Below are 13,287 nucleotides of genomic sequence, written 5' to 3'. Positions count from 1 at the left end.
ATCCGGAGTAGACCATGGTGGCGCAGACCGGTCAACTCACCGTCACTATATGGACCATGAAGGCCCGGAGATCACGGAGACCCGGGCCGGACGGTCACGGAGCGTTCAGCGCCTGCCCGCGGTCGCCTCCGCGGCGCTCTCCGCGTCCACCCGTGCCGGCCCGCCGAGGGCCGCCTCGGCCGCCTCGTACAGGTCGGCCGGCCGGACCCCGCCGAACGCGGCGACGAGGTGTCCGTCGGGGCGGACCAGCAGCACGGTGTGCGCCGCCGCACCCGGGTAGCTCTCCGCGACGAGGAGCTCGGCGGGGTGGGGAAGCGCGGTCACGGCGGCGGCGAGCCGTGGCATGACGCCGGCCGTCACCCAGTGCTTGCGCTCCCACACCCCCGTACCCGGAGCGATCAGCACGACGAGCAGCACCCCGCGCCCGAGCCGCTCGCGCAGCGGTACGAACGAGCCGTCCTCCGCGGTCACCCGCACGTCGACGACCGGCGCGCCGGGCTCGGTGTCGACGACGGCGTGCGACTCGGCTGGCGGGGGCATGAGCGGGGATCCGGTGTACGCCCCCGGCGCGCCGAGCGGGCCGCGGCCCAGATGGCCGTCCGTCAGCAGCGTGTCGTGTCCGCGGGCGGTCCCGGGGACGTAGGCGCGCAGGCCGCCACCGCTCCGCAGCAGGGGCAGTGCCTGGTCCGCGGCGCGCAGCCGGGCGGCGACCACCGCTCGCCGCTCCGTCTGGTAGCTGTCGAGGAGCGCGGCGTGCGGACCGTGGTGCCAGCCGAGCGCCAGCTTCCAGGCGAGGTTGTCGGCGTCGCGCAGCCCTTCGTCCAGGCCCTGGGTGCCGAGGGCGCCGAGCAGGTGGGCCGCGTCCCCGGCGAGGAAGACCCGGCCGGCGCGCCAGCGGCGGGCCAGTCGGTGGTGGACGGTGTGGACTCCGGTGTCGAGCAGTTCGTACGCGGGTGTGGCGCCGCCGCTCCAGCCCGCGAGGGTCTCCCGGACGCGTGCCACCAGCAGGTCGGGCGTGACGAGGTCCTTGCCCGGGGGCAGCAGCCAGTCCAGCCGCCAGACGTCCTCGGCGAGCGGACGGGCGCTCACCTCGCCGGCCGAGGGCCCGGAGGCGCGCCACGGCGTCATCCGGTGCAGCAACGCTTCGCCGGGCCAGGGGAGTTCCGTGCGCAGGGCTGCCACTGCGTGCCGTTCGACGGCGGTGCGCCCGGGGAAGCGGATGTCCTGGAGCTTGCGCACCGTCGAGCGCGGTCCGTCGCAGCCGACCAGATAACTGCCGCGCCACCAGGTGCCGTCGGGGCCCCGGGTGTGCGCCGTGACGCCGGAGGCGTCCTGTTCGACGGAGTCGAGGCGGCTGAGCACGGCGACCTTGATGAGCCGCTCGTGGATGATGGCCTCGCGCAGCGCGCCGGTCAGCGCGTGCTGCGCGATGTGCAGCGGAGCGGTGAACTCCGTGCCGTCCACCGGGTCTTCCAGGAGCCGGGAAGCGGCGGTGCCGCGTGCGGCGACGGTCCCCCGAGGAGCGTCGCCCCGCACGGCCTCGCCGCCGAGAGGATCGAAGGCGCCGTTCGCCCCCGCGGAACCCTGCCCGTCGAACACGATCTCGCGCATCACCTGCCTGCGCCGCATCGACCGCCATCCGGCCCAACGGAAGCCTGCGTCGTCGAGCGGCAGGCCCGTCAGCCGTTCGACGAGCGCGACCGTGTCCTCGCGCAGCACCACGGTCCGCGCGAGCCTCTGTTCGTCCTTGCCGGGGCCCTCGTCGAGGACGATGGAGGGGACCTCCTGGCGGGCCAGCGCAAGGGCGAGGGTGAGCCCCACGGGCCCGGCTCCGACGATGATCACCGGGTCCACGGCGCGGTGCCCCCTGCACGGAGCTGTGTCCTGAGGGACGTACGGGAACAGGCAGGTGGAGCAGGGTGCACGATCACAGAACGTATGCAACCCATTGCCGCTGCTTGCGTCAAGTGACGGGGTCAGTGGCGGTCCCGTCACTGACCCCTTCGGTCACACTGATCGACCGATGTTCGGACGATCCGTCAGATCGTGCCCCCGATCGGTCGGATCGCGCCCCGGCTCGTCGGATCACGCGCCCGGGCGCGTCACTCCATACCCCCGCCCCCGCCCGCGCCCGTCGCCGCGGTACCCGCGATGGTCGCGTCGTTCGCGGAGAGCACCGCGCCGGTCGACTTCTTGCCGCGGCGCAGCCGGCCCTCCAGCCAGGAGGCGAAGCTGGTGATCGTGAAGTTCACGACGATGAAGATGACGGCGACCACGATGAAGCTCGGGATGACGTTCGCGTAGTTGGCCGCGAGGGTGCTGCGCGCGGCGAGGAGCTCCTGATAGCTGATCATCACACCGCCCAGCGCGGTGTCCTTCACGATGACCACGAGCTGGCTGACGATCGCCGGGAGCATCACGGTGACCGACTGCGGCAGGAGGATGCTGCTCATGGTCTGGCCCTTGCGCAGGCCGATCGCGTACGCGGCCTCCGTCTGGCCCTTGGGGAGCGCGAGGATGCCGGCGCGGACGACCTCGGCGAGGACCGAGGAGTTGTAGAGCACCAGACCCGTGACGACCGCGTAGAACGGGCGGTCCTCGCTGGCGACGTTCGCCGACTGGGCGTACAGCTCGTTCGCGAACAGCATGAGCAGCAGGACCGGGATGGACCGGAAGAACTCGACCACGGCGCCGACCGGGACGCGCACCCAGCGGTGGTCGGAGAGGCGCGCGATACCGAGGACGGCGCCCAGCGGGAGGGCGATCACCATGCTCAGCCCGGCGGCCTTCAGGGTGCCCCAGAGGCCCGGCAGCAGATAGGTGTTCCAGGCGTCCGCCGTGGTGAACGGCTCCCACAGGTCCCACTTGAGCTGGCCCTTGTCGTCCATCGCCGTCCAGATCCACCACAGCAGCAGCGCGACCAGGACGGAGAAGAGGACCGAGAGGAGCAGATTGCGGCGCTTGGCCCGGGGACCCGGGGCGTCGTAGAGGACGGAGGTCATCGCTTCACCGCCAGTCGCTTGCCCAGCCAGCCGAGGAAGAGGCCGGTGGGGAGGGTCAGGACCACGAATCCGAAAGCGAAGACCGAGGCGATGAGGACCGTCTGGGCCTCGTTCTCGATCATCGTCTTCATCAGGGTCGCGGCCTCGGCCACGCCGATGGCGGCGGCCACGGTCGTGTTCTTGGTCAGCGCGATCAGTACGTTTGCCAGCGGGACGACGGCGGAGCGGAACGCCTGCGGCAGGACGATCAGCCGCAGCGTCTGCCCGAAGCCGAGCCCGATCGCGCGGGCCGCCTCGGCCTGGCCGACCGGCACGGTGTTGATGCCGGAGCGAAGCGCCTCGCACACGAAGGCCGCGTGGTAGACGACGAGGCTGAGCACCGCGAGCCGGAAGCCCTGGACCTTGAAGTCGTCGGACCCCATCGTCACACCGAAGATGTCCGCGAGACCGAGCGAACTGAACACGATGATGACCGTCAGCGGGATGTTCCGGACGATGTTCACGTAGGCGGTGCCGAATCCGCGCATGAGCGGGACCGGGCTGACCCGCATCGCGGCCAGCAGTGTGCCCAGGATCAGGGAGCCGAGGGCGGAGTAGACGGTGAGTTGCACCGTCGTCCAGAACGCCCCCAGGACGTCATAACCTTGAAGAAAGTCGAACACGATCTCCCGCGCTTCCGGGTGGTGGCGTACGTGGCGGACGGGGTGGGCGCGGTGTGCCGCCGCCGTGATCGCGACGGGCGGCGGCACACCTGCGAAGCCCCGTGTGAACCGCGGTCTCCCGCGTTGCCCGAGGGCCCCGAGTTACCCGGTGATCCCCCTGCTGCTGGGCTGTGCCCGCGTTACTTGACGATGACGCCGATCTTCGGGGCCTGCTCGTACTGGTAGTTCGCGGGGCCGAAGTTCTTCTCGACCGCCTTCTTCCAGGAGCCGTCGCTGACCATCTTCGCCAGTGCGGCGTTGATCTTCTTCTCCAGCTCGGCGTCGCCCTTCTTGATGCCGACGCCGTAGTTCTCGTTGCTCAGCTTGAGGCCGGCGAGCTTGAACTGGCCCTTGTACTTGTCCTGCGCCGCGAAGCCCGCGAGGATCGAGTCGTCGGTGGTCACCGCGTCGACGGCGCCGCTCTGGAGGGCGGCGATGCACTCCGAGTAGCCGCTGTACTGCTTCAGGTTGGCCTTCGGGGCGATCGTCTTCTGGACGTTCTGCGCCGAGGTCGAACCGGTCACGGAGCACAGCTTCTTGCCGTTGAGGTCCGTGCCCTTGGCGATGGTCGAGTCCTTCTTCACGAGAAGGTCCTGGTGGGCCAGCAGGTACGGGCCCGCGAAGTCGACCTTCTGCTTGCGCTCGTCGGTGATCGAGTAGGTGGCCGCGATGAACTTCACGTCACCACGGGCGAGCGCGTTCTCACGGTCGGCGCTCTTCGTCTCGATGAACTCGATCTGGCCGGGCTTGTACCCGAGCTGGCCCGCGACATAGGTCGCGACGTCCACGTCGAAACCGGCGAAGGATCCGTCCGGCTGCTTCAGGCCGAGACCGGGCTGGTCGTACTTGATGCCGACCTTGATCTTGCCGCCGCCCGAGGACGAGGAGCCGCTGTCGTTGTTGTCGCTCGAACCGCACGCGGTGGCGGACACGGCGAGCGCGAGTACGGCGGCCGAGACGGCGGCTGCCTTGCGGAGCTTCATGATGAACATCCTTTGAGTAAGAGCGGAGTACGGCCGTCGACGGGCGGGTGGCGCGCGTGGGCCCTCGGAAGGGGGCGCGTGATCCCCCTGGACGGGGCGCGTGGCCCCTGGACGGGAACGTCAGTGGTGCAGGATCTTCGAGAGGAAGTCCTTGGCGCGGTCGCTGCGCGGATTGCTGAAGAACTGGTCCGGCACAGCCTCTTCGACGATGCGGCCGTCGGCCATGAAGACGACCCGGTTGGCGGCCGAACGGGCGAAGCCCATCTCATGGGTGACGACGATCATGGTCATGCCGTCCCGGGCGAGCTGCTGCATGACCTCGAGCACCTCGTTGATCATCTCGGGGTCCAGCGCCGAGGTCGGCTCGTCGAAGAGCATGACCTTGGGGTCCATCGCCAACGCCCGTGCGATGGCGACGCGTTGCTGCTGGCCGCCCGACAGCTGGGCCGGGTACTTGTCGGCCTGCGTGCCCACGCCGACGCGGTCGAGCAGGGCGCGGGCCTTCTCCTCCGCCGCCTGCCTGCCGGTCTTGCGGACCTTGATCTGCCCCAGCATCACGTTCTCGAGCACGGTCTTGTGCGCGAAGAGGTTGAAGGACTGGAAGACCATGCCCACGTCGGCCCGGAGCCGGGCGAGCGCCTTGCCCTCCTGGGGCAGCGGCTTGCCGTCGATCGAGATCTCGCCCGAATCGATCGTCTCCAGACGGTTGATGGTGCGGCACAGGGTGGACTTCCCGGACCCGGAGGGCCCGATGACCACGACGACCTCACCACGGGTGATCGTCAGGTCGATGTCCTGGAGCACGTGCAAGGCCCCGAAGTGCTTGTCGACGCTCTTCAGGACGACCAGTTCGTCGGTCCCGGCCATGGCGTCCTTGGCCACCGATGCATCGGTCATCGCTTGGGGGCTCCGTCCTCCTCGGTTTCCGAGGACAGTAGTGACCCCTTACGACCAGCGTCATTACATCTGAGGGGAATCTGAGCATCACGATCCGATAGCAATCGGACACGTGTCGTAGCGATCGCGCGCATGCGCGTACCGGCTGGATAACGGAAGCCCCGGGCAACCCGAAGCCCCTTGACGCCGTCCTTGTCCATCGGCGTGACTTCCTTGGTGCACGCGCGCGTGCACCACTTTGTTGAAACGGGGACCGTTCGACCGATGAGACCCGAGACCGTACGACCGAGACGGTACGACCGAGACGGTACGACCAGGACGGTACGACCGATGAGCCGGAGGGGGCCGGGATGAGACTGCTTCTCGTCGAGGACGACAACCACGTCGCCGCCGCCCTGTCCGCGGTGCTGGCACGGCACGGCTTCGAGGTCACCCATGCCCGCAGCGGCGAGGAGGCCCTCCAGGCCCTCGTCCCGGAGAGCGACGGCTTCGGCGTCGTGCTGCTCGACCTCGGACTGCCCGACCAGGACGGCTACGAGGTCTGCGGCAAGATCCGCAAACGGACCGCCACACCGGTGATCATGGTCACCGCGCGCGCGGACGTCCGCTCCCGCATCCACGGCCTCAACCTGGGCGCCGACGACTACGTGGTGAAGCCGTACGACACCGGGGAACTGCTCGCCCGGATCCACGCCGTCAGCAGGCGCACCGCCCACGACGACGGGTCGGCGCCCGGCGAGGACCTGGTGCTCCTGGGACCCGTGCGCATCGAACTCCCCAACCGCCAGGTCACGGTGGACGGTTCGGCGGTCCAGCTCACGCGCAAGGAGTTCGACCTGCTCGCGCTGCTGGCCCAGCGCCCCGGAGTGGTGTTCCGCCGGGAACAGATCATCAGCGAGGTGTGGCGCACGAGCTGGGAAGGAACCGGCCGCACGCTGGAGGTGCACGTGGCGTCGCTGCGTTCCAAACTGCGCATGCCGGCGCTGATCGAGACCGTGCGCGGCGTCGGGTACCGGCTCGTCGCCCCGGCCGCGTAGCGGGCACCGGTGCGTACCCGACTGCTGCCGCTGCTCATCGTCCTGATGGCGGCCGTGCTGCTCGCGCTCGGCGTCCCGCTCGCGGCGAGCGTCGCCGCGCAGCAGCAGCAGCGCGTCGTCGTCGACCGCATCGACGACACCGCGCGCTTCGCGGCCCTCGCCCAGTACGTCACCGACTCCCCGAGCCGCTCCCGGGCCGGCTTCCCGGACGAGCGCGGCGAGACCCTGCGCACCGAACTCGCCCGCTACTACGAGGTGTACGGCATCCGCGTCGGCGTCTTCTACCGCGACGACGAGCCGATGGCCAACGCCCCGGAGAGCTGGCTCCTGCCCAAGACCGGGCCGGCCCGCGACGCCTTCAACGAGGCACTCGTCAGCCGTCGCAGCCACGATCCCGGACAGGTCTGGCCCTGGCAGCACCACCGTCTCGTCGTCGCCTCCCCGGTCATCAGGGACGGCGACGTCATCGGCGTCGTCGTCACCGACTCGCCCACCGGGCAGATGCGTTCGGCGGCCCTGCACGGCTGGCTGATCATCGGCGCGGGCGAGATCGCCGCGATGCTCCTCGCGCTCGGCGCCGCGCTGCGCCTCACCGGCTGGGTGCTCAGGCCCGTACGCGTCCTCGACGCCACCACCCACGACATCGCGACCGGCCGGCTGAAGTCCCGGGTCGCGCCCGCCGGCGGGCCGCCCGAACTCCAGCGGCTGGCACGGTCGTTCAACGAGATGGCGGACAACGTCGAGAGCGTGCTGGAACAGCAGCGCGCCTTCGTCGCCGACGCCTCGCACCAACTGCGCAACCCCCTCTCGGCGCTGCTGCTGCGGATCGAGCTGCTGGCCCTCGAACTCCCCGAGGGCAACGAGGAGATCGCGTCCGTACGCACCGAGGGCAAGCGGCTGACCCAGGTGCTCGACGACCTGCTCGACCTGGCACTGGCCGAGCACGCCGAAGCCGATGTGCGCCTGACCGACATCGGCGCCCTGACCGCCGAGCGCGTGGCGTCCTGGCAGCCGGTCGCCGACAGCAGGGGCGTGCGGCTGGCGGGGAACTGCCCGCCCACGACCGCGTGGGCCGACCCCGTCACCCTGTCCAGCGCCCTGGACGCGGTCATAGACAACGCGGTCAAGTTCACGCCGGAGGGGGAGAGCGTCGAGGTGACGGTCGCCTCGAACGGGGCGTCCTCCACCGTCGTGGTCACCGACGGCGGCCCCGGCCTCGGCGACGAGGACCTGGCCCGCATCGGCGACCGCTTCTGGCGCAGCGCCGCCCACCAGAACATCAAGGGCTCGGGCCTCGGCCTCTCCATCTCCCGGGCCCTGCTCGCCGCGGGCGGCGGTTCCATCGCGTACGGCCACCACGAACCGCACGGTCTTCGGGTGACGGTGACCGTGCCCAGGTCGGAGCCGGTGATCTGAAGGATCCCCCGGCGTGCCCGGATCCCCCGGCGTGCCCCACCGCGGTCACGCCGGGCCGGGCGGAGGGGAAGGGCCGGACAGGCCCTACGGCTTGATCGACCGGTAGTACCGCCGGGCGCCCTCGTGCAGCGGCAGCGGGTCCGTGTAGATCGCCGTGCGCAGGTCCACGAGCTGGGCCGCGTGCACCACGGCGCCGATGCGGTCGCGGCTCGCGATCACCGTGCGGGTGAGCTCCTCGGTGAGATCCGCGTCCGCGTCCTCCCGGGTGATCAGGAAGTTCGCCACGGCCAGCGTCGGCACGGCGGAACCGCGCTGCGACGCGGGATAGGCGTCGGCGGGCATCACGGCCGAACGGTAGTAGCTGGAGGCGCCGCCCTGCTCGTGCAGCTTCTCGACGAGGTCGCTGCCGATCGGCACCAGCCGGATGTCGTAGGACCTGGAGAGCTTCTGGACGGCGTTCGTCGGCAGACCGCCCGACCAGAAGAACGCGTCGATCTTGTGCTGTTCGAGCAGTCCCGGCATGGTCGCGATGCCCTCGTCGAGGGGTGTTATGTCCTTCTTGGGGTCCAGGCCCGCCGCCTCGAGGACGTGGTTCGCGATCAGCCGCACCCCGGATCCGCCCGGCCCCACGGCGACCTTCATGCCCTTGAGGTCCTCGACGGACTGCACGGGCGAGGAGCGCGGGACGACCAGGTGCACATAGTCGTCGTAGAGCCGCGAGCAGCCGCGCAGCCGCTTCGCGCCCGGCTTGTGCTGGTGGAGGTACGTCTCCACGGCGTCGGCCGCCGCGATGGTGAAGTCGGCCTTGCCGGTGGCCACCCGGCTGATGTTCTCCTGCGATCCGTCGCTGTTGAGCAGCCGCACGTCCAGGTCGGGCATGTCCTTGGCGATGGCGCCCTGCAGGAGCTTGCCGTACATCTGGTAGACCCCGGTCGGGGTGCCCGTGCTGAAGGTGATCGTCCCGCTCGGGGACTCCTCGCCCAGCGGCAGCAGCCACCACAGCAGCAGCCCGGCGAGCGCGCAGACGGCCGCCGAGCCGAACAGGGCGCGACGCCGGCCGATACGGGTGAGTGCCTGGAACATGCGCGCGATCCTGCCAGCCCGGGCCCGGTCCTGGCCAGGGCCGGACCCGGGAGTGGGCCCCCGCGGCTGGGTAGGCTCGCCGAATGCAGCCGTCCCCGCCGTCGCACGTCCCGCCGTCCGGATCCGCCGCGTCCCAGCTCGCGCCGGGGCCCTCACCGGCCTCCTTGGTCCGTGAGTTCCACCTCGCCTTCGGCCTCGACGTCCGCGGCACGCCGACCGAGGTCTCCCCGCAGCTCGCCGCCCACCGGGGCGAGCTGCTGGCGGAGGAGGCCGCCGAGGTCGCCGAGGTCGCGGTCGGCGGCCCGCTCGACCGGCTCGCGCACGAGCTCGCCGATGTTGTGTACGTGGCGTACGGCACTGCGCTCGTCCACGGAATCGACCTCGACGCGGTGATCGCCGAGATCCACCGGGCCAACATGACGAAGCTCGGCCCCGACGGGCACGTCGCCCGCAGGGCCGACGGCAAGGTCCTCAAGGGGGAGCACTACCGGGCACCGGACGTGTCGGAGGTGCTGCGGCGGCAGGGGTGGAGCGCACCGGACGCGTGACACCCGGAGCGGGGGACAGGGGAAGGCCCTCCCCGGGGCGTTGCCATCGGCGCCGCCATGGGGAGGCCATACCCGGGGCGCCGCCCTGGGGAGGCCGAACCGCCCCGCCCCCGGCAGGAAGGCCGCCCTCTGCGGGGAGGCCATGGGGGCGCGGCCACCGTACGGGTACCAGCGACGAGCAGGAGAGCGCATGAACGAGCCGGCCGAACTCGATCTGCCCGTCGAGGGCGGAACCCTCCGTGTCCTGAGGTTCGGAGAGGGCCCGCGGACCGCCCTCGCGGCCCACGGCATCACCGGATCCGGGATGTCCTTCCGCGCCGTGGCCCGTCATCTCCCCGACGAGTGGAGCCTGTTCGCGCCCGACCTGCGCGGGCGCGGCGGAAGCGCGGACACCCCCGGCCCGTACGGCCTCGACCGGCACGCCGGGGACCTGTGCCGCCTGGCCGAGGACCTGGGCGAGGGCCGGCCGGTCGCCCTGACCGGGCACTCGATGGGCGCCTACACCGCGCTGCGGGCGGCCACGCGCCGACCCGGACTGTTCGACCGGCTGCTGCTCGTCGACGGCGGCCTGCCGCTGCCCGTCCCGCCCGGAACGGACCCCGACACCGTCCTCGACACCACGCTCGGACCCGCGCTGGCCCGCCTCGGCCGGACGTACGAGAGCGACGAGGCCTACGTCGACTTCTTCCGCGCGCACCCGGCACTCGGACCGCACTGGAACGCGGACATCGAGGCGTACGTGCGCTACGACGTCACGGGGACCGGCGGCGCCAGGCGGTCGAAGGTGCGGGAGGAGGCCGTGCGGCACGACGGACGCGACCTGCTGACGTCCGTCGGCCCCGTCGCCGCCGCCCTCACCGGCCTGAGCGTCCCGGCCCTGCTGCTGCACGCGCCGCTCGGACTGCTCGGCCAGGAGCCGCCCATGCTCGCTCCGTCCGTCGTCGAGGACTGGACCGGCGGCCCCGGCCGTCTGCCCGCCGAACTGATCGAGGGCTCCAACCACTACACGATCCTGCTCGGCACCGCCGCGAGGACCGTCGCCGAGCGGTTCGTCGCCGAACCGTTCGCCGCACCGGGCGGCTGACCGGCGGCGGTGCGACCGCACGCCGGGTACCGGAAACCGCACGTCGGGTGACGGACGACGGCCGGCGCCCGCTCCGGCGTCCGGACGCACTCCCGGCACCGCCTACCCTTGTCCCATGAGCAGCGGCGACCGGAGTCAGGCAGTGGACGTTCAGGAATCCAAGACGTACGAAGTGCGCACCTACGGGTGTCAGATGAACGTCCATGACTCCGAACGGCTCTCCGGGCTCCTCGAGGACGCCGGTTACGTGCGGGCTCCCGAGGGCGCGGACGGCGACGCGGACGTCGTGGTCTTCAACACCTGCGCCGTCCGGGAGAACGCCGACAACAAGCTCTACGGCAACCTCGGCCGCCTCGCCCCGATGAAGACGAAGCGCCCCGGCATGCAGATCGCCGTCGGCGGCTGCCTCGCCCAGAAGGACCGCGACACCATCGTCAAGCGGGCGCCCTGGGTGGACGTCGTCTTCGGCACGCACAACATCGGCAAGCTGCCGGTCCTCCTGGAGCGCGCCCGCGTCCAGGAAGAGGCGCAGATCGAGATCGCCGAGTCCCTGGAGGCCTTCCCCTCCACGCTGCCGACCCGCCGCGAGAGCGCGTACGCGGCCTGGGTGTCGATCTCCGTCGGCTGCAACAACACCTGCACCTTCTGCATCGTGCCCGCGCTGCGCGGCAAGGAGAAGGACCGCAGGACCGGCGACATCCTGGCCGAGATCGAGGCACTGGTCGGTGAGGGCGTCTCCGAGATCACCCTCCTCGGCCAGAACGTCAACGCGTACGGCAGCGACATCGGCGACCGCGAGGCCTTCAGCAAGCTGCTGCGCGCCTGCGGGAAGATCGAGGGACTGGAGCGCGTGCGCTTCACCTCGCCGCACCCGCGCGACTTCACCGACGACGTGATCGCCGCCATGGCCGAGACGCCGAACGTCATGCCGCAGCTCCACATGCCGATGCAGTCCGGCTCGGACACCGTCCTGAAGGCGATGCGCCGCTCCTACCGCCAGGAGCGCTTCCTCGGGATCATCGAGAAGGTCCGCGCCGCCATCCCGCACGCGGCGATCACCACCGACATCATCGTGGGCTTCCCCGGCGAGACGGAGGAGGACTTCGAGCAGACCCTCCACGCCGTCCGCGAGGCCCGCTTCTCGGCGGCCTTCACGTTCCAGTACTCCAAGCGCCCCGGCACCCCGGCGGCCACCATGGAGGGCCAGATCCCCAAGGAGGTCGTCCAGGCGCGCTACGAGCGTCTCGTCGCCCTCCAGGAGGAGATCTCCTGGGACGAGAACAAGAAGCAGGTCGGCCGCGTCCTGGAGCTGATGGTCGCCGAGGGCGAGGGCCGCAAGGACGGGGCCACCCACCGCCTCTCGGGCCGCGCCCCCGACAACCGGCTGGTCCACTTCACCAAGCCCGACGTGGAGGTCCGCCCCGGTGACGTGGTGACCGTCGAGATCACGTACGCCGCCCCGCACCACCTGCTCGCCGAGGGCGCCGTCCTCGACGTGCGCCGCACCCGCGCGGGCGACGCCTGGGAGAAGCGCAACGCCGCGGAGGCCGCCAAGCCGGCCGGCGTCATGCTGGGCCTGCCGAGGATCGGCGCCCCGGAACCGCTTCCGGTCGCGACGGGCAGCGGCTGCGGCTGCGACTGACCGGGACCGCCACGGAGGCCCGCTGCCGTCCCGGCGGCGGGCCGTTGCTCGGTGCGACCGGCCCGACGACGGTCGGCGCGCTCGTGCGGGGCCGTCGCGCCGGAGCGTGCCGGTGGTGTGCGGCGATACGCTGCGGGTCATGCTCGTAGCCGCCGCAGTCTGCCCCTGCCCCCCGCTGCTCGTCCCCGATGTCGCCGCCGGAGCGGCCCCCGAACTGGACGCCGCGCGCGCCGCGTGCACGGACGCGCTGGGTGTGCTCGCCGCGTCGCGTCCCGACCTGCTGGTGGTCGTCGGCCCGGCCGACGAGAACGCTCGCGGGCTCCATCCGGAGGGCACCCGGGGCTCGTTCAGCGGCTTCGGGGTCGACCTCGACGTGTGCCTCGGCCGTCCGAAGGCGGACGCCTCCCTCCCGGACCCGGACGGCGCCGACTCAGCGGCCCCGGAACGTGAGCTGCCGCCCTCCCTCGCCGTCGCCGCCTGGCTGCTGGAGCGCACCGGCTGGTCCGACGCCCCCGTGGAGGGACTCGGGGTCGGCGAGCCGCTGGAGGCCGAGCGGTGCGTCCGGACCGGGGAGCAGATCGGCGGGCGGGCCGGACGGGTCGCCCTGCTGGTGATGGGGGACGCCAGTGCGTGCAGGACCCTCAAGGCGCCCGGCTATCTCGACGAGCGCGCGGAGGGATTCGACGCGGAGGTCGCGCGGGCGCTCGGGGCGGCGGACGTCGAGGCCCTCAAGGCGCTGGACACGTCTCTGGCGTACGAACTGAAGGCCGCGGGCCGAGCCCCCTGGCAGGTCCTCGCGGGCGCGGCCGAGGGCGCGGGACTGGGCGGCGCCCTGCTCTACGAGGACGCGCCCTACGGGGTGGGCTACGTGGTGGCGGCCTGGTCGTAGGTCAG

General features: G+C 71.5%; 12 protein-coding genes. 6 read left to right on the top strand and 6 right to left on the bottom strand.

The annotated features are described in order from the left end of the window. Nucleotides 1-105: 105 nt before the first annotated feature. The 5 genes from ACFRIC_RS34570 to ACFRIC_RS34550 form a co-directional block, all read right to left on the bottom strand. Nucleotides 106-1,854: an FAD-dependent monooxygenase gene (locus tag ACFRIC_RS34570; protein WP_382794297.1), complete on the bottom strand. Its 1,749-nt coding sequence runs from the start codon at nt 1,852-1,854 to the stop codon at nt 106-108. 248 nt (nt 1,855-2,102) lie between these two features. Beyond that, nucleotides 2,103-3,002 carry an amino acid ABC transporter permease gene (locus ACFRIC_RS34565; protein WP_382794295.1) on the bottom strand — a complete coding sequence of 300 codons (900 nt, stop codon included), beginning with the start codon at nt 3,000-3,002 and terminating at the stop codon, nt 2,103-2,105. Then, nucleotides 2,999-3,664: an amino acid ABC transporter permease gene (locus ACFRIC_RS34560; protein WP_382794379.1), complete on the bottom strand. Its 666-nt coding sequence runs from the start codon at nt 3,662-3,664 to the stop codon at nt 2,999-3,001. The genes ACFRIC_RS34565 and ACFRIC_RS34560 overlap by 4 nt, the downstream gene beginning before the upstream one ends. 179 nt (nt 3,665-3,843) lie before the next feature. Then, nucleotides 3,844-4,686, bottom strand: a complete 843-nt coding sequence (locus ACFRIC_RS34555; protein WP_382794293.1) for a glutamate ABC transporter substrate-binding protein — start codon at nt 4,684-4,686, stop codon at nt 3,844-3,846. Between the two features lie 120 nt (nt 4,687-4,806). After that, on the bottom strand, nt 4,807-5,583 hold the full coding sequence (locus ACFRIC_RS34550) for an amino acid ABC transporter ATP-binding protein (RefSeq protein ID WP_382794291.1): 777 nt from the start codon (nt 5,581-5,583) through the stop codon (nt 4,807-4,809). Nucleotides 5,584-5,933: 350 nt separating this feature from the next. Between ACFRIC_RS34550 and ACFRIC_RS34545 the strand changes: the two genes are divergently transcribed. Together ACFRIC_RS34545 and ACFRIC_RS34540 are read left to right on the top strand one after the other, a co-directional pair. Then, nucleotides 5,934-6,620 (top strand): response regulator transcription factor, encoded by a 687-nt coding sequence (locus tag ACFRIC_RS34545; RefSeq protein WP_382794288.1) that lies wholly within the window; start codon nt 5,934-5,936, stop codon nt 6,618-6,620. A 9-nt stretch (nt 6,621-6,629) separates the two neighbouring features. Beyond that, on the top strand, nt 6,630-8,036 hold the full coding sequence (locus tag ACFRIC_RS34540; RefSeq protein ID WP_382794285.1) for a sensor histidine kinase: 1,407 nt from the start codon (nt 6,630-6,632) through the stop codon (nt 8,034-8,036). A gap of 84 nt (nt 8,037-8,120) precedes the next feature. On the opposite strand, the gene ACFRIC_RS34535 is transcribed toward ACFRIC_RS34540, so the two are convergent. Beyond that, the gene (locus ACFRIC_RS34535) at nt 8,121-9,119 is read right to left on the bottom strand and encodes a TAXI family TRAP transporter solute-binding subunit (protein ID WP_382794282.1); all 999 of its coding nucleotides are present in this window, start codon (nt 9,117-9,119) and stop codon (nt 8,121-8,123) included. Nucleotides 9,120-9,202: 83 nt separating this feature from the next. Here ACFRIC_RS34535 and ACFRIC_RS34530 point away from each other — a divergent pair, with 83 nt between their 5' ends. The 4 genes from ACFRIC_RS34530 (at nt 9,203) to ACFRIC_RS34515 (ending at nt 13,282) form a co-directional block, all read left to right on the top strand. Continuing rightward, a complete protein-coding gene (locus ACFRIC_RS34530) occupies nt 9,203-9,667 on the top strand; it encodes a MazG nucleotide pyrophosphohydrolase domain-containing protein (RefSeq protein WP_382794280.1) in 465 nt (154 codons plus the stop codon). 190 nt (nt 9,668-9,857) lie between these two features. After that, entirely contained in the window at nt 9,858-10,751 is an 894-nt protein-coding gene (locus tag ACFRIC_RS34525; protein ID WP_382794277.1) for an alpha/beta hydrolase, read from the top strand. Nucleotides 10,752-10,866: 115 nt separating this feature from the next. Continuing rightward, entirely contained in the window at nt 10,867-12,393 is a 1,527-nt protein-coding gene (gene miaB / locus ACFRIC_RS34520) for a tRNA (N6-isopentenyl adenosine(37)-C2)-methylthiotransferase MiaB (RefSeq protein WP_382794274.1), read from the top strand. 139 nt (nt 12,394-12,532) lie between these two features. Continuing rightward, nucleotides 12,533-13,282, top strand: coding sequence for a class III extradiol dioxygenase subunit B-like domain-containing protein (locus ACFRIC_RS34515; protein WP_382794271.1), 750 nt, complete (start codon nt 12,533-12,535; stop codon nt 13,280-13,282). Nucleotides 13,283-13,287: the final 5 nt, after the last annotated feature.

The sequence above is a fragment of the Streptomyces sp. NPDC056738 genome (assembly GCF_042790435.1).
In the GTDB taxonomy this organism is placed as follows: Bacteria; Actinomycetota; Actinomycetes; order Streptomycetales; family Streptomycetaceae; genus Streptomyces.
The sequence above is the reverse complement of the archived record's forward strand: the minus strand, read 5'-3'. Positions and strand labels throughout refer to the sequence as shown.

Bases quoted from the DNA above. Each gene is read 5' to 3' on its own strand.
- ACFRIC_RS34515 (WP_382794271.1), top strand. From the start codon at position 12,533: ATGCTCGTAGCCGCCGCAGTCTGCCCCTGCCCCCCGCTGCTCGTCCCC.
- ACFRIC_RS34525 (WP_382794277.1), top strand. From the start codon at position 9,858: ATGAACGAGCCGGCCGAACTCGATCTGCCCGTCGAGGGCGGAACCCTC.
- ACFRIC_RS34535 (WP_382794282.1), bottom strand. From the start codon at position 9,119: ATGTTCCAGGCACTCACCCGTATCGGCCGGCGTCGCGCCCTGTTCGGC.
- ACFRIC_RS34545 (WP_382794288.1), top strand. From the start codon at position 5,934: ATGAGACTGCTTCTCGTCGAGGACGACAACCACGTCGCCGCCGCCCTG.
- ACFRIC_RS34565 (WP_382794295.1), bottom strand. From the start codon at position 3,002: ATGACCTCCGTCCTCTACGACGCCCCGGGTCCCCGGGCCAAGCGCCGC.
- ACFRIC_RS34530 (WP_382794280.1), top strand. From the start codon at position 9,203: ATGCAGCCGTCCCCGCCGTCGCACGTCCCGCCGTCCGGATCCGCCGCG.
- ACFRIC_RS34550 (WP_382794291.1), bottom strand. From the start codon at position 5,583: ATGACCGATGCATCGGTGGCCAAGGACGCCATGGCCGGGACCGACGAA.
- miaB (WP_382794274.1), top strand. From the start codon at position 10,867: ATGAGCAGCGGCGACCGGAGTCAGGCAGTGGACGTTCAGGAATCCAAG.
- ACFRIC_RS34555 (WP_382794293.1), bottom strand. From the start codon at position 4,686: ATGAAGCTCCGCAAGGCAGCCGCCGTCTCGGCCGCCGTACTCGCGCTC.